The organism is Mycobacterium sp. 852002-10029_SCH5224772, assembly GCF_001667315.1.
Classification (GTDB): Bacteria; Actinomycetota; Actinomycetes; order Mycobacteriales; family Mycobacteriaceae; genus Mycobacterium.
Genome location: NZ_LZHT01000135.1, coordinates 131,330 through 157,299 on the forward strand (window position 1 = coordinate 131,330; position 25,970 = coordinate 157,299).

Genomic DNA, 25,970 nt, shown 5'->3' on the forward strand with positions numbered 1-25,970 from the left:
GACGCATGTCGCCGGCATAGGGGAGAATCGGGGGGTGTCTGGGCGGCGGCAAGACGATCCGGGCCGGGTGGCCTCCACGCCGGGTCGCCGGGCCCCCAATGGCGTTGCCGCACAACATCCGGGCGCGGCCAACTATCCTGCCGGCGACAGCGCTCAGCGCCGGACACGCCGCCCATCGCCGATGCCGAGCGCCAACCGCTATCTACCTCCGCTGGGCCACCAGCCGGCACCGGAACGCAGCAGCAGCGCGCCGCCGAGCGGCCCCGCTCCCGGCGAGCGGATCACCGTCACCCGCGCCGCGGCGCTGCGCAGCCGCGAAATGGGTTCCCGCATGTACTGGATGGTGCAGCGCGCCGCGACGGCCGACGGCGCCGACAAGTCGGGTTTGACGGCGCTGACGTGGCCCTCGGTGGCCAACTTCGCGGTGGACGCCGCGATGGCCGTGGCGCTGGCCAACACCTTGTTTTTCGCCGCGGCGACCGGGGAGAGCAAGGGGCGGGTCGCGCTGTATTTGTTGATCACCATTGCGCCGTTCGCGGTGATCGCGCCCCTCATCGGTCCGGCACTGGACCGGCTGCAGCACGGCCGCCGCGTCGCGCTCGCCGCGTCGTTCGCCCTTCGCACGGCATTGGCGCTGGTGCTGATCATGAACTACGACGGCGCCAGCGGGAGCTACCCGTCGATGGTGCTGTATCCGTGCGCGCTGGCCATGATGGTGTTCTCGAAGTCGTTCAGCGTGCTGCGCAGCGCCGTGACCCCGCGGGTGATGCCGCCGACTATCGACCTGGTGCGGGTCAACTCGCGGCTGACCATGTTCGGCCTGCTGGGCGGCACCATCGCCGGGGGTGCCATCGCGGGCGGCGTCGAATTCGTCTGCACCCACCTGTTCAAGCTGCCCGGGGCGTTGTTCGTCGTGATCGCGGTGTCGATCGCCGGCGCGTTGCTCTCGATGCGGATTCCGCGCTGGGTCGAGGTGACCGCCGGTGAGGTTCCCGCCACGTTGAGCTACCGCCAGGACAGCGAACCCCTGCGCCGAAGCTGGTCCGAAGAATTCAAGAAGGTTCCCAAGCAGGCCACCGCAACGCTGCGGCAGCCGTTGGGCCGCAACATCATTACGTCGCTGTGGGGCAACTGCACCATCAAGGTCATGGTGGGGTTCCTGTTCTTGTATCCCGCATTCGTCGCCAAAGCGCATGACGCCAGCGGGTGGGGGCAGATCGCCATACTCGGGGTGATCGGCGCCGCGGCCGGCATCGGCAACTTCGTCGGCAACTTCACCAGCGCGCGCCTGAAACTGGGCAGGCCCGCCGTACTGGTGGTGCGCTGCACGCTGGCGGTGAGCGCGGTCGCGTTGGCGGCCTCGGTGACCGGCAACCTGATGCTGGCCGCGATCGCCACGCTGGTGACGTCGGGGGCCAGCGCGATCGCCAAGGCCTCGCTGGACGCCTCGTTGCAGCACGATCTGCCCGAGGAATCCCGTGCATCGGGGTTCGGGCGCTCGGAGTCGACGCTGCAATTGGCCTGGGTCCTCGGTGGCGCCGTGGGTGTCCTGGTGTACACCGAACTGTGGGTCGGTTTCACCGCGGTCACTGCCCTGCTCATCCTGGGCCTGGCGCAGACGCTCGTCAGCTTCCGCGGTAACTCGCTGATTCCCGGCCTGGGAGGTAATAGGCCCATCATGGTCGAGCAGGAGGGCACGCGCCGCGGTCTCGGCAACCCGGCGGTGGTCGCCGAGTGAAATCCCGAATCAGCCGCGGCCTAGCCGTGCTGCTGGCCTGCGTAGTGGCCCTGGTCTGTGTGGGCGTCGGGGTCGGCACGTGGTTGCTGGTCGGCCGCTCCGGTCCGCACCGCCCCGAGATCAGCGCGTATTCCCACGGCCACCTGACCCGGGTGGGGCCTTACCTCTACTGCAACGTGCTCGACCTCGAAGACTGTGAGACGCCGCAGACCCAGGGTGAGCTCCAGGTCAGCGAGCGCTATCCGATTCAGCTCTCGGTGCCCGATGCCATCTACCGGGCGCCCTGGCGCCTGGTACAGGTGTATGACGATCCGACGAACACCACCAGCACCATCTTTCGGCCGGGCACCCGGCTCGCCGTGACCATTCCCCCAGTCGACCCGCATCGCGGTCGCCTCGCCGGGATCGTCGTGCAGTTGCTGACGTTGGCGGTGGACCCCGCAGGCGAGCTCCGCGATGTCCCGCACGCGGAATGGTCTGTGCGGCTGACGTTCTGAGCTCTTGAGCGCCGAGCGTGGAGTTATTGCCACCAAACGCGGGGCGAATTCAAGCCGTAATTCCCCTCAACAACTCGACGGGCGGCGACCGGGTAGGCCCGGGTCAAGGCTCAGGCTCCGTGGCCGGCGGGTACCCGCTCCCCTTCGACGGGCGGGCCCGGGGGCATTCCCGCCCCGAAGGGATTGCCGCCCAATCTCTCTCGTCCGTGCGGGGATAGCCAGCCGGACAGGTCGGGGCCCTTGGGCACGATGCGGGTGGGGTTGATGTCGGCGTGGACGATGTAGTAGTGCTGCTTGATCTGGACGAAGTCGATGGTGTCCCCGAAGCCCGGCGTCTGGAACAGGTCGCGCGCATACGCCCACAGCACCGGCATCTCGCTCAACTTGCTGCGATTGCACTTGAAATGCCCGTGATACACCGGGTCGAAGCGGGCCAGGGTGGTGAACAACCGCACGTCGGCCTCGGTGATGCTGTCGCCCACCAGGTAACGCTGATCGGTCAGTCGATCGCTCACCCAATCCAAGGCGGCGAACAGCCGGTCGTAAGCGGCGTCGTAGGCCTGCTGCGAGCCGGCGAACCCGCATCGGTACACACCGTTGTTGATCTCGGTGTAGACCCGCTTGTTCACCTCGTCGATTTCCGCGCGCAGTCGCTCGGGGTATAGCTCGGGTGCGCCGTCGCGGTGGTAGGCCGACCACTCCGTCGACAGATCCAACGTCATCTGCGCGAAGTCGTTGGTGACCACAGCCCCGGTCGGTACATCGACGATCGCCGGGACCGTGATGCCCTTGGGGTAGTCGGGGAATCGCTTGAAGTAGGCGTCTTGCAGCCGTGGGATCTTCAGCACCGGGTCGACACCGCCGGGATCGAGATCGAACGTCCAGCTGCGCTCGTCATGGGTGGGACCGCAAAAACCAATGGAGAGAACGCTTTCGAGGCCCAACAATCGACGGACGATGATGGCGCGGTTGGCCCACGGGCACGCGCGGGCGACGACGAGCCGATACCGCCCGGGCTCGACCGGGTAGCCGTCGCGCCCATCGGCAGTGATGCGAGTGTTGATGTAGTTGGTGTCACGGGTGAAGTCGCCCGTCCCGGCGACGTAGGTGGCCATGACGACGATTCTGCCCCAATCCCCAACGTCGACGCGTTGGTGCTGATTCCAGGAGTTTCGCCCGTCAAGTCGACGTTCGGCGCGCTGACTAACCCGATAGGAAACGGCGGGCCAAATTGGTTTCGGTCGACGCACCCTCTTCCCAATGCGCGATCCACGGCCCGGTGCCCTCGGACTGATCGATGATCCCGGCCTCCAGCCAGCTGTATCGGCCCTGCAGCAGGTTGCGGGTGAGCTGCACATCGCTGCCGTCGGTGTTGTCCCACAACCCGCGGAACAGCGTCTCCACCCGCAGGGTTGCTTGGGCGCAGAACGTTTCGGCCAGCTCGTAGGCCTGCTGACCGACCACCGGATCGGCGGCGCGTTGTGACTCCGCGTGCACGCACGCCGCGGACATCGCGAACAGCTCGGCACCGATATCGACGACGCGTCCGAGGAATCCCTGCCGCTGCTCCAGCTTGGCCTGCCAGCGCGCCATCCCGTAGAAAGTGTTTCGGGCGAGCTTGCGGCTGGAGCGTTCGATGAACCGGAGGTGTGAGGCCAGCGGACCGAACTCGTGGTATGCCCGTGGCCGCTGCCCTTCACCGAAAACCAGTTGCGGCAACCACTTTGCGTAGAATCCGCTCGCTCCGACCGCCGCGGCGGCCTTCTGCCGCAACCCGGTGTCGGGCTTGGCGAGGTCGCCCGCCGCGGCGAGGTGGGCGTCGACCGCCTCGCGGGCGATGAGCAGCCTCATGATCTCGCTGGAGCCCTCGAAGATGCGATTGATCCGCAGGTCGCGCAACACCTGCTCGACGGGCACGGCGCGTTCCCCGCGCGCGGCCAGCGACTCCGCGGTCTCATAGCCGCGCCCGCCCCGAATCTGCATGACCTCGTCGGCGATCACGCAGGCCATCTCGCTGGACCACAACTTCGCCAGCGCCGCCTCGATCCGGATGTCGTTGCGCCCTTCGTCAGCCATCTGCGCGGACAACTCGAGCACGGCGTCGAGCGCGTAGTTGGTCGCGGCGATGAACGAAAGCTTGCGGGCCACCGCTTCGTGCTCGGCCAGCGGTTTGCCCCACTGCACACGTTCACCGGACCATTCGCGCGCGACCTTCAACGCCCACTTCGACGAGCCCGTCGCGCTGGCGGGGATCGACAACCGTCCGGCGTTGAGCGTGGTCAACGCGATCTTCAAGCCGTCGCCTTCGGCGCCGATCAGGTTCTCGCGCGGGACACGAACGCGGTGCAGTCGGGTGACGCCGTTTTCGATGCCACGCAGGCCCATGAATTGGTTGCGCCGCTCCACGGTGATTCCGGGTGAATCGGCCTCGACGACGAAGGCGCTGATGCCGCCGCGGCGCCCTTCGCTGCGGGGTACCCGGGCCATGATCACCAGCAGTTCGGCGACCACACCGTTGGTAGTCCACAACTTCACGCCATCGAGTTCGTAGGCCTGCCCGTCGTCGATGGGGGTCGCTGTCGACGCCAGCCGGGCGGGGTCGGAGCCCACATCGGGTTCGGTGAGCAAGAACGCCGATATCGCCCCGGCGGCGCAGCGCGGCAAAAACTTTTGTTTCTGCTCCGGGGTTCCGGCGAGTTTGAGCGGCTCGGGCACCCCGATGGACTGATGGGCCGACAGCAGCGCGCCAAGGCTGGGATGAACGCTCGTCACCATCATCAGCGCCCGGTTGTAGGCCACCTGCGACATGCCCAGGCCCCCGTATTCGGCGGGGATCTTCATCCCGAAGCAGCCCAAGTCGGCCAAACCCTTCACGTACTCGTCAGGAATTTGCGCATCCCGTTCGATGACGCTCCCATCGACCGTCTCCAGAAATGCGCGCACGCTGTCGAGAAACGCGCGGGTGCGGGTCTCGTCGGCTTCACTGGGCGTGGGGAACGGGTGTATCAGCTCCAGCGGAAAGCGGCCAAGGAATAACTCCTTCGCGAACGACGGTTTGTCCCAACCGGTTTCGCGAGACTCCTCGGCGAGTGCTCTCGCCTGTTCCTCGGTGACCTGCGCTTGCTGTGCCATCGAAGCCTCCTTGCTAGACGACCGTCATGGGACGTTGAGTACCCCATCTGCGGCTCGTCACCGAGCCATCGCCTGCAAATCGGCTGAGTTTCGGCGCGTTAGGCGTCGAGTTCCCGTGCCACGGCCTTGACCACCTCGGACACCCGCCGAGCGGACTTGCGGTCCGGGTAGCGGCCCTTGCGCAGCTCGGGCTGCACGGTGCTTTCCAGCAGCGTGATCATGTCCTCGACCATGCCGTGCAGCTCGTCGGGGCTGTGCTTGTGTTCGGCAGGCGCGTCGCGCCGCGCCTTGGTGAGGCTGGGCGGCGGCTCAATCAGCTTGAGGCTCAACGCTTGCGGCCCGCGGCGTCCGGAAGCGATACCGAATTCCACCCGCTGGCCAGCCTTGAGCCCCTCCACCCCGGCGGGCAGCGCCGACGAACGGACGTAGACGTCTTCGCCGTCCTCTTGCGACAGGAAGCCGAAGCCCTTGTCAGCGTCGTACCACTTAACCTTGCCGGTCGGCACTGGTCTCACCTGCTTGTCTAACGGATCAATAGAAAAAGGCAACACAATAGCGTCCCGCCTGCGCAGGACGCCGTATTAAGAGTCTGATCCTACTCGGATGCGTGCCCAACGAGCACCCCCGTTATTGGTCAGTCGGTACGCTTGGTATTACCCGCGGAGGAGATATGCGCCTGATCCTTAACATCATCTGGCTTCTATTCGGCGGCCTCTGGATGGCCGCCGGATACTTCGTTGCGGCGCTCATCAGCTTTCTGCTGATCATCACCATCCCGTTCGGCTTCGCGTCGCTGCGCATCGCCTCCTACGCGCTGTGGCCCTTCGGCCGCACGATCGTCGACAAGCCGACGGCGGGCTCCGGCGCCCTGATCGGAAACATCCTCTGGGTGGTGCTGTTCGGGCTGTGGCTGGCGATCGGTCATCTGGTCAGCGCGGTGACAATGGCGCTGACGATCGTCGGCATTCCGCTGGCGCTGGCCAATCTCAAACTGATTCCGGTGTCGCTGATGCCGCTGGGCAAGGAGATCGTTCCCCTCGACTCGCCGCTTCACCACGCGCCACCGGTGGCCGCATGACCCTGACGGCCTTGAATTTCCCGACGGTTCGGAGCCGCCCCGACGGCCCGGCCCGCGATCGCGCCGTTGCCGGCCCGGCACCGTCGGCCGGCCCGCTGGTCGACACCTACGGGCGTGTCGCCAAGGACCTGCGGATCTCGCTGACCGACCGCTGCAACCTGCGGTGCACCTACTGCATGCCGGCCGAGGGCCTGGATTGGTTGCCGGGCGAGCAACTGCTCACTGCCGACGAATTGGCCAGGCTGATGCACATCGCGGTCACGCGGCTGGGGGTCACCAGCGTGCGGTTCACCGGCGGCGAACCCTTGCTGGCCCGCCACCTCGAAGAGGTGGTCGCCGCGGCGGCCGGCCTGGCGCCCCGTCCCGAAATTTCCCTGACGACCAACGGCGTGGGGCTGGCGCGGCGGGCCGCCGGGCTCGCCAAGGCCGGCCTGGACCGCGTCAACATCTCGCTGGACAGCGTGGACCGGGAGCATTTCGCGGCCATCACCCGCCGTGACCGGCTCGACGACGTACTGGCCGGCCTGGCCGCCGCCCACGAGGCCGGCTTGGCGCCGGTGAAGGTGAACGCCGTGCTCGATCCCGCGACCGGACGCGAGGACGTGGTGCAGCTGTTGCGGTTCTGCCTCGAGCGCAGCTATCAGTTGCGCGTCATCGAGCAGATGCCGCTGGACGCCGGGCACCAATGGCGCCGCGATGAGACGCTGACCGCCGACGACGTGCTGGCAGCGCTGCGCCCGCATTTCCAGTTGCGGCCCGACCCGGCCCCGCGCGGTTCGGCTCCCGCCGAGCTCTGGCTGGTCGATGAGAGCGGGGACACGCCGGGCGGCAAGGTGGGTGTCATCGCATCGGTGTCGCACGCCTTTTGCTCGACCTGTGACCGCACCCGGTTGACGGCCGACGGCCAGATCCGCAGCTGCCTGTTCGCCAAGGAGGAGACCGACCTGCGCGGGCTGCTGCGCAACGGCGCCCCCGACGAGGCGATCGAGGCCGCGTGGCGTACCGCGATGTGGGGCAAGCCGGCCGGCCACGGCATCAACGACCCGAACTTCATCCAGCCCGACCGCCCGATGAGTGCGATCGGTGGCTAACCCCATGGGCCAGACCCCCGTCCAGGCAAACGGCATCCAGGTGAGCGTGCGCTACTTCGCGGCCGCCCGCGCGGCCGCGGGCGTCGAGGCGGAGACCCTGATCGTGCGCCCGGGCACCACGGTCGGCGAGCTTGTCGAGCGGCTCGCCGTTCGAGGATCCGGGCTTGCCACCGTGTTGAGCCGAAGCTCGTACCTGTGCGACGGGGTCGCCGTCCGCGACGAGACCACGGCGTTGCGGCCCGGCGACACGATCGACGTTCTGCCGCCATTCTCCGGCGGCTGAAACTGTGAAATACATCACGTAACGGAACGATAACGGCGCGGTCACGCTCCGATCTCGGGTGTGATGACCTGCGCAAACACCGTGTGTTGCTGCGGTTTTCGCAGATGAGCGAGAGCGAAACGCCAGGTGTCGCCAGACGTGACGCGACCAACAGAAACCGTTACGGTCTCCGAAGGCTCGCCAGCCATCCCGATTGGCGGACCTCCCCTCCCTATCGCGCCGAACTCCATCCAATAGGCGGGGGCGACCAACTCATGGATGGAGACGGGGGACCCACCGGTCCACCGTGATCGGACTGGGGCCGCTCGCGGCTCCTAGGGGTGAAGCCGGCGTCGTCGCTTCGACGACTACGTCGGCCGGGTGGCCTCTCCAACCCGAACCCGACAGCTGACCTCGCAGGCGCGTGACGAGAGAGGAATAGATCGGCGCGCATGAGCGGACGTCACCGTAAGCCCACCGCATCCAGTGTCAACGTCGCCAAGATCGCCTTTACCGGCGCAGTGCTTGGTGGCGGCAGCATCGCCCTAGCCGGCCAGGCGGCCGCGGCCACCGACGGCGAATGGGATCAGGTAGCCCGTTGCGAGTCCGGCGGCAACTGGGCCATCAATACCGGCAACGGCTACCACGGCGGTGTGCAATTCAGCGCCGGCACGTGGTCCTCACACGGCGGCGGCCAATACGCCCCGTCGGCCGAACTTGCCACCAAGGAACAGCAGATCGCCGTCGCCGAGCGAGTACTGGCGACCCAGGGTCGCGGCGCCTGGCCCGTCTGCGGCGGCCCGCTGTCGGCCCCCAGCCCGCGCGAGGCGCCCGCCCCGGCCGGCCTGGACGCGCCGTTGGATGCGCCCGGCCTCAACGGCGCACCGGCGCCGCTGGCCCCGCCCGCGGACGCTCCGGCGCCCGCCCCGGTACAGCTGGCCTCCTTTGACCGTCCGGCACCGCCGGACGCTCCGCCGGCAGACCTGCCGGCGCCCCCCGCCGATCTGCCGCCGGCTCCCCCCGCGGATGCCGCGCCCCCGGCCGATCTGCCGCCTGAACCCCCGGCCGACGCGATGCCGCCCGCACCTCCGGCGGACGCGCCCGTCGCCGACTCGGACTTCCACGGTTTCGTCCCGGTCGGCATGCCCGAGCTTGCCTCCGACGCCGGCTACACCCAGCAACTGTGGGAAGCGATTCGGGCACAGGACCTTCAGGGAAACGACGCGTTGGACGCCCTGGCGCAACCGCCGTCCGACGCCTGAGGCTCTAGCAACCAACAGATTCCCCGCACGCCCCGAAAACCCTCCTGTTCGGGGCGTGTCGGGCACGGTTGCGGCGTCAGGCCGAGCCCACCCACTCCTCGGTGCCGTCGGCGAAGAACTGGTGCTTCCACACCGGCAGTCGCGCCTTGATGGTGTCCACCAGTTGCGCGCAGGTGCTGAACGCCTCCTGCCGATGGTCGGCGGCGACCGCGGCCACCAACGCCGCCTCCCCGATGTGCAGCACACCGATGCGGTGGCTGGCGGCGACGGCGCGCACGCCGCTGGACTGCGCGGCCACCTCGGCCACCACATCGGCCATGACCTGGCTCGCCGAGGGGTGCGCGGAGTACTCCAGCCGCACCACCCGGCGCCCGACGTCGTGGTCGCGGATCATGCCGACGAACCCGACAATGGCGCCGGCCGACTGGTGGCCCACGAGTTCTTCATGCTCGGCCAGCACAATCGGGTGCTCTGTTATGGCTGCGCGCACGACCTGCGTCATCGCTGGTGGTCTTTGCCGGCGAGTTGATCGAGCGCGTGGTCGAGCACGTCGGCGAGCACCCCCAGCCCGTCGCGCACCCCGCCGGGAGAACCCGGCAGGTTGACGATCAGGGTCCGCCCCGCCACACCGCACACACTGCGGGACAACACCGACGTCGGTACCTTCGGCAGACCCGACTGGCGGATCGCCTCTGCCAGGCCGGGAATCAGGTAATCGATGACGGCCACGGTCTGGTCCGGGGTGCTGTCCGTGGGCGAGATGCCGGTGCCCCCGGAGGTGAGGATGACGTCGACGTCGTCGTCGATCGCCTTGCGCAGCGCATCACCCACCGGCGGCCCATCGGCGACAACCTCCGGCTGCACGGGCGAAAAGCCCCGCTGCGTCAGCCATTCGGCGATGATCGGTCCGCATCGGTCTTCGTACTGTCCGGCCGACGCCCGGGTCGAGGCGATGATGACGCGGGCCGATCGGGTGTTCATGACCGCGTCCACATTCCGGTTTTGCCGCCTTCCTTGCGCAGGACTCGAATGTCATCGATCTGCGCGGCCGGGTCGACCGCTTTGATCATGTCGTAGAGCGTCAGGGCTGCGACGCCAACGGCGGTCAACGCTTCCATCTCCACCCCCGTGCGGTCGGTGCTTCGCACCGTCGCGGTGATCTCGATGTCCGACTCCGCCACGGCGAAGTCGATATCGACGCCGGTCAGCGCGAGCTGATGGCAGAGCGGGATGAGATCGCTGGTGCGCTTTGCCGCCTGGATACCCGCCACCCGCGCGGTGGCCAGCGCATCGCCCTTGGGCAGGCCCCCGGTCGAGATCAGCGTCACGACGTGCGCCGACGTGCGCAGGACACCCGCGGCGACGGCGGTCCGTTTGGTGGCCACTTTCTCGCTGACGTCGACCATGTGTGCGGCCCCCTGCTCGTCCACGTGTGACAGCGCGCCCGAGCCCGATTCTCCCGGCGCCCAGGTCGCCGAGGCTTTGGCGGCCTCAGAGGCCCTAGCCATGTGGAGACCTACCGATTGACGACGGTGACCGGGTGCAGGTAGGGCAGCTCGGTGGAGGGCAGCGGGAACGTCAGCTCGCCGAAGGGCGACAGCGCACCCGTCCGGTCGGTCACAAGTTCACTGACCGCGTGGTCGTCGGGGTCCGTCGTCGGCCAGCCGTTGTCGACGTACTTGGTTTTGCGAGCTTTGCTCTCAGCAGTGTCAGCCACGAGGTCCATTCTGACAGGTGACCCACAAGCGCGCGGCGCAAGACCGTAGGTTCGAGTCGCTGCGCTGCCGCCTCTTCGCCGTCTGCTCGGTATCCGTGCCCTGCTTTACGCTGGTCAGCGATGACCGACAACACCCCGGATATCCCGCTGGGGTCGTGGCTGGCCGAGTTATCCGATGAGCGCCTGATCCGACTGCTGGAATTACGGCCGGACCTCGCCCAGCCCCCGCCCGGCAGCATCGCCGCACTGGCAGCACGAGCCCAGGCCCGCCAGTCGATCAAGGCTGCCACCGACGACCTCGACTTCCTGCGGCTCGCCGTGCTGGACGCGCTGCTGGTGCTGCAGGCCGACGCGGAACCGGTGCCGACCGCGAAGCTGCAGGCGCTCATCGGCGACCGCGCCTCCGAAGACGACGTCCTCGACGCGGTCGACGACCTCCGGCAACGCGTCCTGGTCTGGGGCGAGACCGCGCTGCGGGTTGCCCCGGATGCCGCGACGGTGATGCCGTGGCACCCGGGGCAGGTCATCCTCGAGGACACCTCGCGCGCCGCCGAGCAGATCGCCGGCCTGATCGACGACCTCAACCAGGCACAGCGCGACGTGCTGGAGAAACTCCTCGAAGGTTCCCCGATGGGACGCACCCGTGACGCCGCGCCAGGAGCGCCCGCGGACCGCCCGGTGCCCCAGCTCCTGGCCATGGGATTGCTGCGACGCATCGACGCCGAGACCGTGATCCTGCCCCGCCACGTGGGACAGGTGCTGCGCGGCGAGCAACCCGGCCCCATGCAGCTGACCGCGCCCGACCCGGTGGTGTCGACCACCACCCCCGACGATGCCGACGCGACGGCCGCCGGAGCCGCCATCGACCTGCTGCGGGAGCTCGACGTCTTGCTCGAAACACTTTCCGCCGCACCGGTTTCCGAGCTGCGTAGCGGCGGGCTGGGAATTCGGGACGTCAAGCGGCTGAGCAAGGCGACCGGCATCGAAGAGCCGCGGCTGGGTCTGATCCTCGAAGTCGCCGCCGCGGCCGGATTGATCGCCAGCGGCATGCCTGATCCCGAACCCCTCTCCGGCGAGGCACCGTACTGGGCGCCGACGATCGCCACCGACCGGTTCAGCGCGCTCTCCACCGCCGAGCGCTGGCAGCTGTTGGCCAGCAGCTGGCTCGATCTGCCCAGCCGGCCGGCGCTGATCGGCACTCGCAGCCCCGACGCCAAACCCTATGGGGCCCTTACTGATGCGCTGTACTCCACGGCCGCACCGCTGGATCGCCGGCTGTTGCTCGGCATGCTGTCCGAGCTCCCGTCCGGTGCCGGCGTCGACGCGGCGCACGCATCGGCCGCGTTGATCTGGCGGCGTCCGCGCTGGGCCAAACGGTTACAGCCCGGGCCCGTCGGGGATCTGCTCACCGAAAGCCACGCCATGGGCCTGGTGGGGCGCGGGGCGATCAGCACGCCCGGTCGGGCGCTGCTGGACGCGGACAACGATCCGCAGGCCGCGGTCGACGCGATGACCCGAGCGCTGCCCAAACCGGTCGATCATTTCTTGGTGCAGGCGGACCTGACCGTTGTCGTGCCCGGCCCGCTGCAGCGCGACCTGGCCGAGCAACTCGCCACCGTGGCCACCGTCGAATCGGCCGGCACCGCGATGGTGTACCGCGTCAGCGAGCAGTCCATCCGGCATGCGCTCGATGTCGGCAAGACCAGCGACTGGATGCATTCACTTTTCACCAAACATTCCAAAACGCCGGTACCCCAAGGGCTTACCTACCTCATCGACGACGTCGCACGCAGGCATGGACAGTTGCGGATCGGCATGGCCGCATCGTTCGTGCGCTGCGAGGATCCGGCGCTGCTGGCCCAGGCCGTGGCCGCACCCGCAACCGAGGATGTACAGCTGCGCGCCCTGGCCCCCACGGTGGCGGTGTCGCCGGCCCCGATCGCTGAGGTGCTCGCCGCGCTGCGGGCCGCCGGTTTTGCCCCGGCGGCCGAAGACTCCACGGGCGCCATCGTCGACGTCCGGCCGCGTGGCGCCCGGGTGGCCGCGCCGCAGCAACGCCGGCCGTACCGCCCCGTGCGGCGTCCCAACAGCGAAGGCCTCAACGCGGTGGTGGCGGTCCTGCGCAAGGTCACCGCCGCACCATTCGGCAATATCCGCGTCGATCCCGCGGCCACCATGACCCTGTTGCAGCGCGCGGCCAAGGAACAAGACACCCTGGTGATCGGTTATCTAGACGCGGCCGGCGTGGCCACCCAGCGCGTCGTGTCGCCGATCGCCGTCCGGGGCGGTCAGCTGGTGGCCTTTGATTCGGCGTCGGGAAGGCTGCGCGACTTCGCCATCCACCGCATCACGTCGGTGGTGTCGGCCTCCGGCCGATAATGGTATGCACGCCGACGACGATGCAGAGCGAACCGATGAGGAGGAGTGGCGCTGACCATGGCTGACGGACCGTTGATCGTGCAGTCCGACAAGACGGTGCTGCTCGAAGTGGACCACGAGCAGGCCGGTGCGGCGCGGGCCGCCATCGCGCCGTTCGCCGAGCTGGAACGCGCGCCCGAACACGTGCACACCTACCGCATCACACCGCTGGCGCTGTGGAACGCCCGCGCCGCCGGCCATGACGCCGAACAGGTCGTCGACGCCCTGGTCAGCTTTTCCCGCTACGCGGTGCCGCAGCCGCTGCTGGTCGACATCGTCGACACCATGGCCCGCTACGGCCGCCTGCAGCTGGTGAAGAACCCGGCACACGGACTCACCCTGGTAAGCCTGGACCGCGCGGTGCTCGAAGAGGTGCTGCGCAACAAGAAGATCGCACCGATGCTCGGTGCTCGGCTCGACGACGACACCGTCATCGTCCACCCCAGCGAGCGCGGCCGGGTCAAGCAGATGCTGCTCAAGATCGGTTGGCCCGCCGAGGATCTCGCGGGCTATGTCAATGGCGAGGCGCATCCGATCAGCCTGGCCGAGGACGGCTGGCACCTGCGCGACTATCAGCAGATGGCCACCGACTCGTTCTGGTCCGGCGGATCCGGTGTGGTGGTGCTTCCCTGCGGCGCCGGTAAAACACTGGTGGGCGCCGCGGCGATGGCGAAAGCCGGTGCGACGACACTGATTTTGGTCACCAACATCGTCGCGGCGCGGCAGTGGAAACGCGAGCTGATCGCTCGCACGTCGCTTACCGAGGACGAGATCGGCGAATACTCCGGTGAGCGCAAGGAGATCCGGCCCGTCACGATTTCGACGTACCAGATGATCACCCGCCGCACCAAGGGCGAGTATCGGCACCTCGAGCTCTTCGACAGCCGCGACTGGGGGCTGATCATCTACGACGAGGTCCACTTGCTGCCGGCGCCGGTGTTCCGGATGACCGCCGACCTGCAGTCCAAGCGGCGCCTGGGGCTGACCGCAACGCTGGTCCGCGAGGACGGCCGCGAGGGCGACGTGTTCTCCCTGATCGGCCCCAAACGCTATGACGCGCCGTGGAAGGACATCGAGGCGCAGGGGTGGATCGCCCCGGCGGAGTGCATCGAGGTGCGCGTCACCATGACCGACAACGAGCGGATGATGTACGCCACCGCGGAGCCCGAGGAGCGTTACAAGCTGTGCTCGACGGTGCACACCAAAATCGCTGTGGTCAAATCGATTTTGGCAAGGCATCAGGGTGAGCAGACCCTGGTGATCGGCGCGTATCTCGATCAGCTCGACGAGCTGGGCGCCGAACTGGGCGCCCCGGTGATCCAGGGCTCCACGCGGACCAAGGAACGCGAAGAGCTGTTCGACGCCTTCCGCCGCGGCGAGGTGAACACGCTGGTGGTGTCCAAGGTCGCCAACTTCTCCATCGACTTGCCGGAAGCCGCGGTGGCCGTGCAGGTTTCGGGAACCTTCGGTTCACGCCAGGAGGAGGCGCAGCGGCTGGGCCGGTTGCTGCGGCCCAAGGCCGACGGCGGGGGTGCCATCTTCTATTCCGTGGTGGCGCGCGACAGCCTGGACGCCGAATATGCGGCGCACCGGCAGCGCTTCCTGGCCGAGCAGGGCTATGGCTACATCATCCGCGACGCCGACGACCTCCTCGGCCCGGCCATTTAGCTCGGGCAGACGCAAAGGCACCCGAAACTCCGTTGTTTCGGGTGCCTTTGCGTCTGCGCGGCGGGGCGCTACAGAGACAGGATCGTCGCCGACGCGGTGCCAGGCGCCCCGTACACCTGGGCCAGCCCGACGCGCGGGTTGCCGGGCACCTGACGCTCCCCCGCTTCCCCGCGCAGCTGCCGCACCAGTTCGTGCACCTGCCGCAGCCCCGACGCGCCGATCGGCTCGCCGTTGGCGATCAGCCCGCCGTCGGTGTTGACGGGTATCGAGCCGTGGATCTCGGTGGCGCCGTCAGCCAGTAGCTTTTCCTGCTCGCCGTCGGCACACAGGCCGGTCTCGGCCATGTTGATCACCTCGGCGCCGGCGTCGGTGTCCTGCAGTTGCGCTATGTCGACGTCTTCGGGTCCGATGCCGGCCTCCTCGTAGGCCGCCTTAGCCGCATACACCGTCGGCGAGGGATCCTCGTCGAGCGGCGCCGAGGTGGCATGCACCTCATAGGCGCCGAACGTGCGCGTGCGGATTTCACTGGCGCGCACATACACCGGTTTGTCGGTGAATTTCTCGGCCATGTCGGCGCGACACATAATCACCGCGGCGGCGCCCTCGTCGGGTGCACAGAACATGTACTGCGTCAACGGGTAGTTCAGCGCGGGCGACTTGAGGATCTCCTCGACGGAAATTTCCTTGCGCCGGAACGCATTCGGGTTCAGCGCACCATTGCGGAAGTTCTTGTTGGCTACCCGCGCCAGCGTCTCCTGGGAGATGTTGTGGTCGTGGATGTACTTGTTGGCCTTCATGCCGAAGAACTTGGTGGTGACGAACTGCCCGTTGTTGGCGTACCACTGCGGCAGCGCCAGCTTGGCGGGGTCGTCGGTGAACGCACCGCGAGGGTGCTTGTCGAGGCCGATGGCGATGCCGATGTCGTACTTGCCCAGCCGGATGGTGTCGGCGGTCTGCTGGATGGCGCTGGCCGCGGTGGCGCAGGCGTTGAACACGTTGGTGAACGTGATTCCGGTCAGCCCGACCAGGCGGGTCACCGCGTCGGGGTTGGAGACCTCGTAGCTGCCACCGAAACCGAACTGGATGTCCTTCCAGTCCACGCCGGCGTCTTTGAGCGCCAGCTGCACCGCCTCGGCGCCCATCTGCATCGCGGTCTTCTCGAACCTGCCGAACGGGTGGAGGCCCACGCCGATGATGGCGACGTCGTTGGTCATCTCAAATCCTCCTGGGTAGACGGGGGCGACCCGTTGGATGGCTTGGTGGCGCCCGCCCCTAGACCGGCTGGAACGCGAAGGTGATGATTTCGGCGCCCTCGTCGTCGGTGGCGAACGGCACCATGGTGAGCTCAACCTCCTGGCCGAACTGCAGCTTGGCCGGGTCGTTCTCGGTCAACCGCCCTTCGACGCGGATGACGTCATCGAGCTGAACCAGGCCGACGCCGAACGGCACGAAGTCCTTGCCGGCCGGGCCGAGGTAGGGGGCTCCGGGCGGGAAGCCCTGCGTCGTCCACGCCACCAGCGTCCCGCGGCGCGGCAACAACACGTCGGACATCTCGCCGGCGCTGCAACGCGGGCACCACTGCTGCACCGGGAAGGTGGTGGCCGCACAGCTGCCGCATCGGCTGCCGATCAGCTGCGGGCTCTCATCCGGCCAGGTAGAGATCTCGGGGGCTAGCGCCTTCTGCATCGAGGGATCCTCCAGGACATCCACAATCCGCCAACAGAACTCACTAAACCGTATAACAGCCTTCCGAAAAGTGGAAACCACATTCTCGTCATCGCACAACGGCCGAACACCGCTGGGCCGCGGCGGGAAGATATGTTGGCGCCATGACGGTCACCGTGATACTCGAGCTCAGGTTCAAGCCCGACGAGGTCGCCGCGGGGCGCGAGCTGATGGGCCGGGCGCTGCTGGACACCCGCGCGTTCGACGGGAACGTCCGCACCGACGTGCTCGTCGACGAGGACGACGAAGCGCACTGGCTGATCTACGAAATCTGGGAGACGGTCGAGCACGACGAGGCTTACCGCGCGTTTCGGGCCGGCGAAGGCAAGCTGACGCAGCTTCCTCCGTTGCTCGCGGCGCCCCCGGCCAAGACGCGGTACGTCACCAGCGACGTGTAGCGCGCGGGATGCGCCACCGGCTCACTGAGCCCGCCAGGGCGCCGAACAACGGGTCAGGCATGAATCGAAGCGCCCCGTTGCGAGCGCTTTCCCGGGCGGCGCTGCCCGGCGCCGTGAATCGTGACCCCGCTTTTGACGCGCCGTACAACGCGAGCATGCGCAGCCGGCGTCGCGCCAGCCCGGGCGCGCCATAGCGAGCCAGCGTTATGGCGTCCTCCATCGCCAGCGCGGCGCCCTGGCCGAATGTGGGACGCATGCAGTGCGCGGCGTCGCCGATGAGCACGACACTGCCCCTGATGAGTTGACGTGGTCGTCTCGCTTCGAAGATCTCCGGGGTGATTATCTCGTCCGCGGTCGCGGCCTGGATCAGTGCAGGCAGGGGCTGGGGCCAGTCAAGGAAGGACCGCAAGTCCGTGTCCCGTCGCCGGCTGCCGCCGTAGACATAGGTGCGGCCGTCGACCAACGGCAAGATTCCGAAATCCGCTGTGCTGCCCCAGATCGGACCAAAGCCGGTTGCGAGTTCGCGGTCCACTGTCCAGGCCCAGCCGGTGATGCCGGTCGCGCGCGGTGGCGGCGCGTCCGCGAACAGCAGCTTCTTCGCAATGCTTCGCAGACCGTCGGCACCGATCACCAGATCGAACCGCTGTCCACTGCCGCCGACCACAACCGTGCCGTCGGCGGCGACATGGCTGACACTGGCCGAGTACTGCACACACCGTGAGGGCAGCGCGGCAACCAGCCAGGCGATCAACTGAGCGCGCGGCACGGTCGCGAACTCATCGCCTCCGGCGAGTTGCGCAAGGGTGCGTCTGACCAAAATGCGGCCGTCGCGGGCGCGCACCGTGGCTGCCATTCGGGACCACGGTTCGGTCACCACATTGTGTCTGACTCCCAGAATCGACAAGCACGTCAACGCATTTGGTGCGAGCGCGATGGCGCCACCCATCGCGGAGGGTGCGGCCGCCTTCTCGTACACGGTGACGTCGTGATCGTCCTGCCGGAATGCGATAGCGGCGGCCAAACCCGCGAAGCCACCGCCGACGATGCCCACCCTCATGAACCAACCCCAATGTCCGCAGTAGAGCGCCGAAGCACTGGGATCTCCTAGGTCAGCGCGGGAATGACCTGGCTTTCGAACAGCTCGATGCCGGACCGGTCGTAGGCGGCCTCGGGGAAATAACAGATGGCGTAGTCGCACCCGAGGTCGCGGATCTTCGTCAGGCGTTCGATGACCTGTTCCGGCGTGCCCGTTGCCGAGTCCGGCCCGCTGGTGCCGGCGATCATCGCATCCGCGGACGCCTCGCCGACGTACCCGACCATGCGGTCGCGCACCCGTTGCATCCGGTCTTTGACGTCGGCCTCCGACGTCCCGACGACGGCGTTGACGTTGACCGAGCGCACGATGGCGTCGAAGTCCGTGCCCACGTCGCGGCAGTGCCCGGCCAGCACCTCCGACTTGTGGGCGAATGCGTCGGGCTCGGGCGTGAAGTTGGTGTACTGCGCGTATTTGGCGGCGATACGCAAGGTCACCTTCTCGCCGCCGCCCGCGATCCACAGCGGGATTCCGCTGTCCTGCAGGGGCTTAGGAGCGACGATCGCGCCGTCCACCTGGTAGTGCTTGCCGTCGAAGCTGACTTTGCCGTCGCGCCAGGCGTCGCGCATGATCTGGACGCCTTCGTCGAGGCGACCCAACCGCACGCCCGCCGTCGGGAATCCGTAACCGTAAGCGCGCCATTCGTGTTCGTACCAGCCGCCGCCGATCCCCATCTGAATGCGGCCACCGGAGATGATGTCGGCGGTCGCGGCGACTTTGGCGAGGTAGACCGGGTTGCGGTAGCTCATCGCCGTGCACATTTGGCCGAGCTTGATCCGCGATGTGGTGGCCGCGTAGGCGGCCATGAGCGACCACGCTTCGTGGGTGGCTTCACCGGTGGGCACCGGGACGGTGTGGAAATGGTCGTAGACCCACAGCGAGTCCCAGTTGCCCTGGTCCGCGTGGTCGGCCAGGTCGCGCATCACCGCCCAGTGTTTGTCGGGTTCGATGCCGACGAGATCCATTCGCCAGCCTTGCGGAATGAAGAGACCGAAGCGCATATCAACGGACTGTAGCCCGGCCAGACCTCATCCGCGCAGCGCGCCGAGTGCGGCCGCGACCGACTTCTCGCGCAACTCCTCCTGTGGCGCATCGGGGAACTGAACACAGCAGTCCTGCAAACCGCCGAACGCGACGACCGCGCGGGTGGACTGCGCCAGCGTCGGCGTCTCACCGAACACCAGCCTGGCCAACCGCTCGCGCCACGCGAGGACGGTGTCGATGAGGTCCAGGTCGATCAGCGTCGACAACTCGGTCAGCAACAGCACCAGGTCCCGGCGGTGCCGGTAGTGGAAATCGAAATAGCCCTCTAGTAACTCGCGAGCGTCGGTATCGCCGCGGCTCTCGTGGTCGGCGACGAATCGCTCGCCCTCGTCGATCAGCGGCACCAGGATGCTGCGCACCAGGTCCTCGCGTGACGGAAAGTGGTAGTACAACGCGGGTTTGGTGATGCCCAGCTGGTTGGCGATGTCCTGCAGGCTGGTGCGCTGCACGCCCCGCTGCAAGAAGAGCTCGCGAGCGACCTCTTGAATCCGCTCTCGCGTGTCTGATCGGGGCCTGCTCACTTCCCGAGTTTATCTGACTTACCGATCGGTAAGCGGGATGCTATGCTTACCGATCGTTAAGTAAGTACGGGAGGTGGATCGTGCGGATACTGATTTCCGGCGCCAGCGTCGCCGGCCCGGTGCTGGCGTACTGGCTGTCCCGTTACGGCTTCGACGTCACCGTCGTCGAGCGCGCACCGACGCTGCGCAAGACCGGCGGTCACGCCGTCGACTTGTTCCGCCCCGCAATGGAGATCTCGGCGAAGATGGGCGTCCTGCCGCGCCTCGAGGCTCTGGCCACCGGAACGAACCGGTTGGCGTTGTACCGAGAAGGCCGGGGCCGGCCCACCGAGGTCGACCTCACCAAGATCTACGCCGCCAGTTCCGACCGGCACCTGGAAATCATGCGCGACGACCTCAGCGAGATTTACTACGACGCCGCCTGCGACGACGTCGAGTACCTGTTCGGCGACTCGATCACCGCGATCGAACACGACGGCACCGTGACGTTCGAGCACGCCCCGGCACGCGCCTTCGACGTCATCGTCGGCGCCGACGGCCTGCATTCCAACGTTCGGCACCTCACCTTCGGCGAGGAGGCCGGCCTGACGCGTTTCCTCGGCGGATATCTGTCGGTGGTGTCGGCACCCAAGACGCTGGTCGGCCCCGGCGAGATGGTCGGCCACGTCGGTGTCGGCCGCTTCGCCGGGATCTACACCGCGGATCACTTGGACGACGCGCGGGCGGTGTTTCTCTTTCGGAGCCAGGACGAATTGGACTACGACCACCATGATGTGTTGCGGCAGAAGGAGTTACTGCACGACGCCTTCGCCGGAATGCATGACCAGGTGGACAGCTGGCTGGCCGAAATCGAGCGCACGCCCACCTTCTACTTCGACTCCATCACCCAGCTGCGCACGGACAGGTGGTCGCGCCGCCGTGTCACCCTGGTCGGTGACGCCGGATACTGCCCCGGCCCGGCGGTGGGCGGCAGCACCAGTCTTGCCGTCCTCGGCGCCTACGTGCTGGCCGGAGAACTCGCCCGCGCCGACGGCGACCACCTGCGCGCCTTCGCCGCCTACGAACTGCAGATGCGCGAACCGGTGCATCGCAGCCGGTCCTTCGCCCGCGGCGCCGCCAAGGGCATCATCCCCCGTTCCCGAACTGGAGTCTGGGCGTTAACCCGTGGTGCCCAACTGATCTCGGCGATGCCGGGATCGCTGTCCCGGTCGTTGGCCAAGCTGAACACCAAGGGCGTCCGCATGCACGATTCGATGCCGGTCCCCGAATACTCCGGAAGTGACGTCTGACAGCATGTCCAGTAGACCGCGGACCCGAGCAGCCGCGGCGCGCATGCCACGAAGGGAAGGCATCAGATGGAACTGACGGGCGTTGGGATCTGGAGCAGTCAGCTGCGCTACGGCGACCCGGGCGAATCCGCCGACGCGGCAGCCGAACTCGATGAACTCGGTTTCACCGCGCTATGGATACCCGACGTCGGCGGGCCGGTGTTCGACTCGGTGGGTCATCTGCTCGCCGCGACCAAGCGGACCGTGATCGCCACCGGCATCCTGAATCTGTGGATGCATTCGCCCGGCGACGTCGCCGAATCCTATGCGACGCTGACCGCCGAGCACGGGGACCGCTTCCTGCTGGGAATCGGCGTCAGCCACGCCCCGCTGATCGACGCCGGCCAGCCCGGACGCTACCGCAAACCACTGGCGGCGACGGCGTCGTTCCTGGACGGATTGGATGCCGCGCCGCGGCCGGTCCCCACCGAGCGGCGGGTTCTTGCCGCGCTTGGACCGAAGATGCTGAAGCTGTCCGCGAGCCGCGCCGGAGGCGCCCACCCGTACCTGGTCACTCCCGACCACACCGCTTCTGCCCGTTCGGTTTTGGGCCAGGGCCCCCTGCTGCTGCCGGAGCAGACGGCGATCCTGACCGACAGCGCCGACGAGGCACGCCAGATCGGAACCGATTGGCTGCGATCGTATCTGGCATTGCCCAACTACGCGAACAACCTGCTGCGCAGCGGCTTTTCCGAAGAGGATGTGTCGCAGGTGAGCGATCGCCTCTTCAACGCGATCATCGCCTGGGGTGACGAAGACGCCATCATGGGCAGGGTCGCCGAGCATCGTTCCGCGGGCGCTGATCATGTCTGCGTCCAGGTGTTGCGCGCCGATCCACGAGCCTTCCCGCGCGCGGAATGGCGCCGAATCGCCGCCGCCACCCGATAGAGGGTGACCGGCCGCGCGGCTTAAGGTGAGCTATGGCTGCCAAACAGACGCTGTTTCGGATCTTTTACCGCATCGGTTTCACCCCGTGGGACGGTCATCCGCTCGCGCAAAGCGTGCGGGACCTGGTCGAGGGAACCGGCGACGCCGCCGCGCTTCCCGCCGGGTCCGCCCTGGAACTCGGATGCGGTACCGGTGACTGTTCGATCTACCTCGCCCAGCACGGCTGGAAGGTCACCGCTGTCGACTTCGTGGCCAAGCCCCTCGAACGGGCGCGGGCCAAGGCCGGCGCGGCCGGCGCGGCGGTGGACTTCGTCCAAGCCGACGTCACACAGCTGAGCCAGGCCGGGATCGGTGCGAACTTCGAGTTGATCGTCGACAACGGTTGCCTGCATAACATGAGCGACGCGGATCGCGACGCCTACGTCCGGGAGATCAGCGCCGTGGCCGCCCCCGATGCGCGACTGCTGATCGTCGCGTTCGTGCCCGGCGGCCGGGTCGGGGTGCGCGGCGTCGATCACGCCGAGATGGAACGACGCTTCGCCCAAAGCTGGGCGCTGCTGTCGGCGGGTGCGGAACGCGAGCTGGACCGCGCCGAGAAGACCCCGGCTCGGTACTACCTGTTCCAAAGGCGCCGGTAGCTTTCGGGACGACACACCGCGAAAGCCCCCGAAACCTCGTTGTTTCGGGGGCTTTCGCGTCTGCTCGTGGAAGCGGCAGGACTCAGCTCAGTGACGCGGGCGGCAGGAAGCGGTCGCCGTATTTGGCGGCCAGTTCCTTGGCGCGGGCCACGAAGGCGTCCTTGCCCGTACCGCCGGCACCGGAGTAGCCGACGATGAACTGCGCGCTACCACCGGTGTACGGCGGGAAGCCGATGCCCATGATCGAGCCGATGTTGGCATCGGCGGTCGAGGTCAGCACGCCCTCGTCCAGGCACTTCTGCGTCTCGAGTGCCTCGGCGAACAGCATGCGATCGATCATGTCCTGCAACGGAATGTCCGCGCTGCCCGACTTGAACGTCTCGCTCAGGCCCGGCCACAGGCGGGTCCGCTTGCCGTCCGCGTACTCGTAGAAGCCGGCGCCCTTCAAACGGCTGGGCCGTCCGATCTCGATCATCTTCTCGACCACCGCCTCGGCCGGGTGCGGCTCGTAGGTGCCACCCGCGTCCTCGACGCCCTTGCGGGTAGCGGCGGCGATCTTGTGCATCAGCTCCAGGTTGAGCTCGTCGGACAGCTGCAACGGCGGCGCCGGATATCCGGCCTGCGAGCCCGCGTGCTCGATGCTGGCCGCGGCCACGCCCTCGCCCAGCATCGCCAGCGCCTCGTTCACGAACGTGCCGATCACCCGGCTGGTGAAGAACCCACGGCTGTCGTTGACGACGATCGGGGTCTTGCCGATGGCCAACGTGTAGTCGAACACCCGGGCCAGGGCCTCGTCGGAAGTCTTCTCGCCCTTGATGATTTCGACCAGGGGCATCTTGTCGACCGGTGAGAAGAAGTGGATCCCGATGAAGTCCTCTTGGCGCTTGACGCCGGTCGCCAGACCGGTGATCGGCAGCGTCGAGGTGTTCGACCCCAGCAGCGCGTTCGGCTCGACGATGTCTTCGATCTCACCGAACACCTTGTGCTTGAGTTCCTGGTTCTCGAAAACGGCCTCGATCACGAAGTCGACGCCCGCCAGGTCGGCGGGGTCCGCCGCGGGCGTGATGCGGTCCAGCAGCGCCTTGGACTTCTCCTCGGTGGTCTTGCCCCGCTGGAGTGCTTTGGCCTCAAGCTTTTCCGAGTAGGCCTTGCCCTTCTGCGCGGCCTCGAGGCTGACATCCTTGAGCACCACGTCGAATCCGGCCTTGGCCGACACGTAGGCGATGCCGGCGCCCATCATGCCCGCGCCCAGCACGCCGATCTTGTTGATCTTGACCGGTTCGATGCCGTCGGGCCGTGACCCGCCGCCGTTGATGTGCTGCAGATCGAAGAAGAACGCCTGGATCATGTTCTTGGCAACCTGGCCGGTGACCAGCGAAGTGAAATAACGGCTTTCGATGCGGCTGGCCGTGTCGAAGTCCACCTGCGCGCCCTCGACGGCCGCGTCCAGGATGGCCCGCGGCGCCGGCATCGGGGCGCCCTTGAGTTGCTTCTTGAGCAACGCCGGGAACGACGGCAGGACGCCGGCCAGCCCCGGGCTGGCCGGGGTGCCGCCCGGCATCTTGTAACCCTTTTTGTCCCAAGGCTGTTCGTGCGAGTCGGGGTTGGCCTTAATCCACGCCTTGGCGGCGGGCACCAGCTCGTCGATCGAGCCCACGAGCTCGTCGACCAGGCCGATCTCCTTGGCCTTGTCCGGCTTGAAGCGGGTGCCCTGCGACAGGATGTTCATGAAGGCGTTCTGGATGCCGAACATACGCACGGTGCGGGTCACCCCGCCGCCACCCGGCAGCAGGCCCAGCGTCACCTCGGGCAGGCCGACGACCAATCCCTTGACGTCGGCGGCGATCCGGTGGTGGCAGGCCAGCGCGATCTCCAGTCCGCCGCCCAGCGCGGCGCCGTTGATGGCGGCGACCACCGGCTTGCCCAGGGTCTCCAGGGCACGCAGGTCGCGCTTGACCGATTCGACGGTGTCGAACGCCTCGCCGGCGTTCTCGGGGCCGAGGTTGATCATGCCCTTCAGGTCGCCGCCGGCGAAGAAGGTCTTCTTTGCGCTGGTGATCACCACACCGGTGATCGAATCCTTCTCGGCGGCAAGGCGTTCGACGGCGTTGTGCATGGACTCGCTGTAGTGCTCGTTCATCACGTTGGCCGACCCGGTGGGGTCGTCCAGCGTCAGGGTGACGATGCCGTCAGCGTCCTTATCCCACTGAATAGTGTTCTCTGCCATGGCCCTAAACCCTCTCGATGATGGTGGCGACACCCATGCCGCCGCCGATGCACAGTGTGACCAGGGCACGACGCGCGTTGCGGCGCTCGAGCTCGTCGACCATGGTGCCGGTGATCATGGCGCCGGTGGCGCCCAGCGGGTGGCCCATCGCGATGGCGCCGCCGTTGACGTTGAGCTTCTCGTCGGGAATGTTCAGGTCCTTCTGGAACTTCAGCACCACCGACGCGAACGCCTCGTTGATCTCGACCAGGTCGATGTCATCGAGGGTCAGACCGGCGCGATCGAGCACCTTGCGGGTGGCCGGTGTCGGGCCGGTGAGCATGATGACCGGGTCGGCGCCGCTGGTGGCGGTCGCCACCACGCGGGCCCGCGGAGTCAGACCCTGCGACTTGCCGGCGGCCTCCGAACCGACCAGCACCAGCGCGGCGCCGTCGACGATGCCGGAGCTGTTGCCGCCGGTGTGCACGTGGTTGATCTTCTCGACGAAGTGGTACTTCTGCAGTGCCACGTCGTCGAAGCCGCCCATCTCGCCGATACCATCGAACGCGGTCTTGAGCTTGCCCAGACCTTCCAGGGTGGAGTCGGGACGCATGTGCTCGTCGTGGTCGAGGATCACCAGGCCGTTCTGGTCACGCACCGGGACCACCGACTTGGCGAAGTAGCCGCCCGACCAGGCCGCGGCGGCCTTCTCTTGGCTGCGCAACGCAAAGCGGTCGACGTCGTCGCGGGAGAAGCCCTCGATGGTCGCGATCAGGTCGGCACCGATGCCCTGCGGCACGAACCCGACCGCATAGTTGGTTTCCGGGTCCAGCGCCCAGGCGCCGCCGTCGGAGCCCATCGGCACCCGGCTCATCGACTCCACACCACCTGCGAGCACCAGGTCGTCCCAGCCGGAACGCACCTTCTGCGCGGCCAGGTTAACCGCCTCCAGACCCGACGCGCAGAACCGGTTGAGCTGGAAGCCGCCGGTGGTCTCGGGCAGCTTGGCTACTAGTGCGGCAGTGCGGGCGATGTCGCCGCCCTGGTCACCGACCGGGGAGACACAACCGAGGATGACGTCGCTGATCAGGTTCTCGTCCAGGTCGGGGAACCGGGTGCGCATTTCCTCGATCAGGCCGACGACCAGGTTGACGGGCTTGACCTCGTTCAACGATCCGTGGCGTTGCTTGCCCCGCGGTGTGCGGATGGCCTCATAAATGAAAGCTTCTTCGGACATGACGACTTCCTGTTCGCGAATAGGGTTCG

General features: G+C 67.4%; 26 protein-coding genes and 1 riboswitch. Of the genes, 12 read left to right on the plus strand and 14 right to left on the minus strand.

Annotation, left to right across the window (positions count from 1 at the left end):
* Positions 1-67: 67 nt before the first annotated feature.
* Together A5775_RS24230 and A5775_RS24235 are read left to right on the plus strand one after the other, a co-directional pair.
* Positions 68-1,738, plus strand: coding sequence for an MFS transporter (locus tag A5775_RS24230; RefSeq protein WP_156660837.1), 1,671 nt, complete (start codon positions 68-70; stop codon positions 1,736-1,738).
* A gap of 8 nt (positions 1,739-1,746) precedes the next feature.
* Positions 1,747-2,235, plus strand: a complete 489-nt coding sequence (locus A5775_RS24235; RefSeq protein ID WP_156660838.1) for a DUF2771 domain-containing protein — start codon at positions 1,747-1,749, stop codon at positions 2,233-2,235.
* A gap of 110 nt (positions 2,236-2,345) precedes the next feature.
* On the opposite strand, the gene A5775_RS24240 is transcribed toward A5775_RS24235, so the two are convergent.
* The 3 genes from A5775_RS24240 to A5775_RS24250 all read right to left on the minus strand — a co-directional run bounded on the left by A5775_RS24240 (position 2,346) and on the right by A5775_RS24250 (position 5,873).
* Positions 2,346-3,350, minus strand: coding sequence for a glutathione S-transferase family protein (locus A5775_RS24240; protein WP_067258422.1), 1,005 nt, complete (start codon positions 3,348-3,350; stop codon positions 2,346-2,348).
* Positions 3,351-3,438: 88 nt separating this feature from the next.
* The gene (locus A5775_RS24245) at positions 3,439-5,367 is read right to left on the minus strand and encodes an acyl-CoA dehydrogenase family protein (protein WP_067258425.1); all 1,929 of its coding nucleotides are present in this window, start codon (positions 5,365-5,367) and stop codon (positions 3,439-3,441) included.
* Positions 5,368-5,465: 98 nt separating this feature from the next.
* Positions 5,466-5,873: a cold-shock protein gene (locus tag A5775_RS24250; protein WP_067258428.1), complete on the minus strand. Its 408-nt coding sequence runs from the start codon at positions 5,871-5,873 to the stop codon at positions 5,466-5,468.
* 164 nt (positions 5,874-6,037) lie between these two features.
* Here A5775_RS24250 and A5775_RS24255 point away from each other — a divergent pair, with 164 nt between their 5' ends.
* The 4 genes from A5775_RS24255 (at position 6,038) to A5775_RS24270 (ending at position 9,060) form a co-directional block, all read left to right on the plus strand.
* Positions 6,038-6,445 carry a YccF domain-containing protein gene (locus A5775_RS24255; protein WP_067258431.1) on the plus strand — a complete coding sequence of 136 codons (408 nt, stop codon included), beginning with the start codon at positions 6,038-6,040 and terminating at the stop codon, positions 6,443-6,445.
* Positions 6,442-7,536, plus strand: coding sequence for a GTP 3',8-cyclase MoaA (gene moaA / locus A5775_RS24260; protein WP_067258435.1), 1,095 nt, complete (start codon positions 6,442-6,444; stop codon positions 7,534-7,536). Before A5775_RS24255 ends, moaA begins: the two co-directional genes overlap by 4 nt.
* A 4-nt stretch (positions 7,537-7,540) precedes the next feature.
* Positions 7,541-7,819 carry a MoaD/ThiS family protein gene (locus A5775_RS24265; RefSeq protein ID WP_067258438.1) on the plus strand — a complete coding sequence of 93 codons (279 nt, stop codon included), beginning with the start codon at positions 7,541-7,543 and terminating at the stop codon, positions 7,817-7,819.
* A 207-nt stretch (positions 7,820-8,026) separates the two neighbouring features.
* Positions 8,027-8,237: riboswitch (cyclic di-AMP (ydaO/yuaA leader) on the plus strand.
* A 13-nt stretch (positions 8,238-8,250) separates the two neighbouring features.
* On the plus strand, positions 8,251-9,060 hold the full coding sequence (locus A5775_RS24270) for a transglycosylase family protein (RefSeq protein ID WP_067258441.1): 810 nt from the start codon (positions 8,251-8,253) through the stop codon (positions 9,058-9,060).
* Positions 9,061-9,136: 76 nt separating this feature from the next.
* On the opposite strand, the gene A5775_RS24275 is transcribed toward A5775_RS24270, so the two are convergent.
* The 4 genes from A5775_RS24275 to A5775_RS24290 are packed head-to-tail and all read right to left on the minus strand — an operon-like array spanning position 9,137 to position 10,777.
* The gene (locus A5775_RS24275; RefSeq protein ID WP_067258445.1) at positions 9,137-9,562 is read right to left on the minus strand and encodes a molybdenum cofactor biosynthesis protein MoaE; all 426 of its coding nucleotides are present in this window, start codon (positions 9,560-9,562) and stop codon (positions 9,137-9,139) included.
* Positions 9,559-10,041: a molybdenum cofactor biosynthesis protein B gene (locus A5775_RS24280; protein WP_067258617.1), complete on the minus strand. Its 483-nt coding sequence runs from the start codon at positions 10,039-10,041 to the stop codon at positions 9,559-9,561. Before A5775_RS24280 ends, A5775_RS24275 begins: the two co-directional genes overlap by 4 nt.
* Positions 10,038-10,568 (minus strand): cyclic pyranopterin monophosphate synthase MoaC, encoded by a 531-nt coding sequence (gene moaC / locus A5775_RS24285; protein WP_082953155.1) that lies wholly within the window; start codon positions 10,566-10,568, stop codon positions 10,038-10,040. The genes A5775_RS24280 and moaC overlap by 4 nt, the downstream gene beginning before the upstream one ends.
* Positions 10,569-10,576: 8 nt before the next feature.
* A complete protein-coding gene (locus A5775_RS24290) occupies positions 10,577-10,777 on the minus strand; it encodes a hypothetical protein (protein WP_197512897.1) in 201 nt (66 codons plus the stop codon).
* Positions 10,778-10,897: 120 nt separating this feature from the next.
* Here A5775_RS24290 and A5775_RS24295 point away from each other — a divergent pair, with 120 nt between their 5' ends.
* Positions 10,898-13,156, plus strand: coding sequence for a helicase-associated domain-containing protein (locus A5775_RS24295; RefSeq protein WP_067258451.1), 2,259 nt, complete (start codon positions 10,898-10,900; stop codon positions 13,154-13,156).
* Positions 13,157-13,213: 57 nt separating this feature from the next.
* Positions 13,214-14,863, plus strand: a complete 1,650-nt coding sequence (locus A5775_RS24300) for a DNA repair helicase XPB (RefSeq protein WP_067258624.1) — start codon at positions 13,214-13,216, stop codon at positions 14,861-14,863.
* 68 nt (positions 14,864-14,931) lie between these two features.
* On the opposite strand, the gene A5775_RS24305 is transcribed toward A5775_RS24300, so the two are convergent.
* Positions 14,932-16,077, minus strand: coding sequence for a thiolase family protein (locus A5775_RS24305; RefSeq protein ID WP_067258457.1), 1,146 nt, complete (start codon positions 16,075-16,077; stop codon positions 14,932-14,934).
* Between the two features lie 58 nt (positions 16,078-16,135).
* Positions 16,136-16,549, minus strand: coding sequence for a Zn-ribbon domain-containing OB-fold protein (locus A5775_RS24310; RefSeq protein ID WP_067258628.1), 414 nt, complete (start codon positions 16,547-16,549; stop codon positions 16,136-16,138).
* A gap of 143 nt (positions 16,550-16,692) precedes the next feature.
* Here A5775_RS24310 and A5775_RS24315 point away from each other — a divergent pair, with 143 nt between their 5' ends.
* Positions 16,693-16,986, plus strand: a complete 294-nt coding sequence (locus tag A5775_RS24315) for a putative quinol monooxygenase (protein ID WP_067258462.1) — start codon at positions 16,693-16,695, stop codon at positions 16,984-16,986.
* Here the strand turns inward: A5775_RS24315 and A5775_RS24320 are convergent.
* Genes A5775_RS24320 through A5775_RS24330 form a run of 3 tightly spaced genes read right to left on the minus strand, consistent with a single transcriptional unit; the run spans position 16,970 to position 19,644 of the window.
* A complete protein-coding gene (locus tag A5775_RS24320; RefSeq protein ID WP_082953156.1) occupies positions 16,970-18,043 on the minus strand; it encodes an FAD-dependent monooxygenase in 1,074 nt (357 codons plus the stop codon). The two genes, A5775_RS24315 and A5775_RS24320, sit on opposite strands and share 17 nt — an antisense overlap.
* A 47-nt stretch (positions 18,044-18,090) precedes the next feature.
* A complete protein-coding gene (locus A5775_RS24325; RefSeq protein ID WP_067258469.1) occupies positions 18,091-19,080 on the minus strand; it encodes an LLM class F420-dependent oxidoreductase in 990 nt (329 codons plus the stop codon).
* Between the two features lie 27 nt (positions 19,081-19,107).
* Positions 19,108-19,644: a TetR/AcrR family transcriptional regulator gene (locus tag A5775_RS24330; RefSeq protein WP_082953157.1), complete on the minus strand. Its 537-nt coding sequence runs from the start codon at positions 19,642-19,644 to the stop codon at positions 19,108-19,110.
* 80 nt (positions 19,645-19,724) lie between these two features.
* On the opposite strand from A5775_RS24330, the gene A5775_RS24335 reads away from it, so the two are divergent.
* From A5775_RS24335 to A5775_RS24345, 3 genes are all read left to right on the plus strand, one after another.
* On the plus strand, positions 19,725-20,933 hold the full coding sequence (locus tag A5775_RS24335; RefSeq protein WP_067258475.1) for an FAD-dependent monooxygenase: 1,209 nt from the start codon (positions 19,725-19,727) through the stop codon (positions 20,931-20,933).
* 66 nt (positions 20,934-20,999) lie between these two features.
* Complete coding sequence (locus A5775_RS24340; RefSeq protein WP_067258479.1) at positions 21,000-21,860, plus strand: LLM class F420-dependent oxidoreductase; 861 nt, start codon at positions 21,000-21,002, stop codon at positions 21,858-21,860.
* Between the two features lie 32 nt (positions 21,861-21,892).
* Complete coding sequence (locus tag A5775_RS24345; protein WP_067258482.1) at positions 21,893-22,498, plus strand: class I SAM-dependent methyltransferase; 606 nt, start codon at positions 21,893-21,895, stop codon at positions 22,496-22,498.
* 82 nt (positions 22,499-22,580) lie between these two features.
* On the opposite strand, the gene A5775_RS24350 is transcribed toward A5775_RS24345, so the two are convergent.
* Both A5775_RS24350 and A5775_RS24355 read right to left on the minus strand, forming a co-directional pair.
* A complete protein-coding gene (locus A5775_RS24350; RefSeq protein ID WP_067258486.1) occupies positions 22,581-24,725 on the minus strand; it encodes a 3-hydroxyacyl-CoA dehydrogenase NAD-binding domain-containing protein in 2,145 nt (714 codons plus the stop codon).
* Between the two features lie 4 nt (positions 24,726-24,729).
* A complete protein-coding gene (locus A5775_RS24355) occupies positions 24,730-25,941 on the minus strand; it encodes an acetyl-CoA C-acetyltransferase (RefSeq protein WP_067258489.1) in 1,212 nt (403 codons plus the stop codon).
* Positions 25,942-25,970: the final 29 nt, after the last annotated feature.

What these genes read in the sequence shown, in the direction of transcription:
- A5775_RS24240 (WP_067258422.1), bottom strand. Translation starts at nt 3,350, where the DNA reads ATGGCCACCTACGTCGCCGGGACGGGCGACTTCACCCGTGACACCAAC.
- A5775_RS24245 (WP_067258425.1), bottom strand. Translation starts at nt 5,367, where the DNA reads ATGGCACAGCAAGCGCAGGTCACCGAGGAACAGGCGAGAGCACTCGCC.
- A5775_RS24255 (WP_067258431.1), top strand. Translation starts at nt 6,038, where the DNA reads ATGCGCCTGATCCTTAACATCATCTGGCTTCTATTCGGCGGCCTCTGG.
- moaA (WP_067258435.1), top strand. Translation starts at nt 6,442, where the DNA reads ATGACCCTGACGGCCTTGAATTTCCCGACGGTTCGGAGCCGCCCCGAC.
- A5775_RS24265 (WP_067258438.1), top strand. Translation starts at nt 7,541, where the DNA reads ATGGGCCAGACCCCCGTCCAGGCAAACGGCATCCAGGTGAGCGTGCGC.
- A5775_RS24270 (WP_067258441.1), top strand. Translation starts at nt 8,251, where the DNA reads ATGAGCGGACGTCACCGTAAGCCCACCGCATCCAGTGTCAACGTCGCC.
- A5775_RS24275 (WP_067258445.1), bottom strand. Translation starts at nt 9,562, where the DNA reads ATGACGCAGGTCGTGCGCGCAGCCATAACAGAGCACCCGATTGTGCTG.
- A5775_RS24280 (WP_067258617.1), bottom strand. Translation starts at nt 10,041, where the DNA reads ATGAACACCCGATCGGCCCGCGTCATCATCGCCTCGACCCGGGCGTCG.
- moaC (WP_082953155.1), bottom strand. Translation starts at nt 10,568, where the DNA reads ATGGCTAGGGCCTCTGAGGCCGCCAAAGCCTCGGCGACCTGGGCGCCG.
- A5775_RS24295 (WP_067258451.1), top strand. Translation starts at nt 10,898, where the DNA reads ATGACCGACAACACCCCGGATATCCCGCTGGGGTCGTGGCTGGCCGAG.
- A5775_RS24300 (WP_067258624.1), top strand. Translation starts at nt 13,214, where the DNA reads ATGGCTGACGGACCGTTGATCGTGCAGTCCGACAAGACGGTGCTGCTC.
- A5775_RS24305 (WP_067258457.1), bottom strand. Translation starts at nt 16,077, where the DNA reads ATGACCAACGACGTCGCCATCATCGGCGTGGGCCTCCACCCGTTCGGC.
- A5775_RS24310 (WP_067258628.1), bottom strand. Translation starts at nt 16,549, where the DNA reads ATGCAGAAGGCGCTAGCCCCCGAGATCTCTACCTGGCCGGATGAGAGC.
- A5775_RS24315 (WP_067258462.1), top strand. Translation starts at nt 16,693, where the DNA reads ATGACGGTCACCGTGATACTCGAGCTCAGGTTCAAGCCCGACGAGGTC.
- A5775_RS24320 (WP_082953156.1), bottom strand. Translation starts at nt 18,043, where the DNA reads ATGAGGGTGGGCATCGTCGGCGGTGGCTTCGCGGGTTTGGCCGCCGCT.
- A5775_RS24325 (WP_067258469.1), bottom strand. Translation starts at nt 19,080, where the DNA reads ATGCGCTTCGGTCTCTTCATTCCGCAAGGCTGGCGAATGGATCTCGTC.
- A5775_RS24340 (WP_067258479.1), top strand. Translation starts at nt 21,000, where the DNA reads ATGGAACTGACGGGCGTTGGGATCTGGAGCAGTCAGCTGCGCTACGGC.
- A5775_RS24345 (WP_067258482.1), top strand. Translation starts at nt 21,893, where the DNA reads ATGGCTGCCAAACAGACGCTGTTTCGGATCTTTTACCGCATCGGTTTC.
- A5775_RS24350 (WP_067258486.1), bottom strand. Translation starts at nt 24,725, where the DNA reads ATGGCAGAGAACACTATTCAGTGGGATAAGGACGCTGACGGCATCGTC.
- A5775_RS24355 (WP_067258489.1), bottom strand. Translation starts at nt 25,941, where the DNA reads ATGTCCGAAGAAGCTTTCATTTATGAGGCCATCCGCACACCGCGGGGC.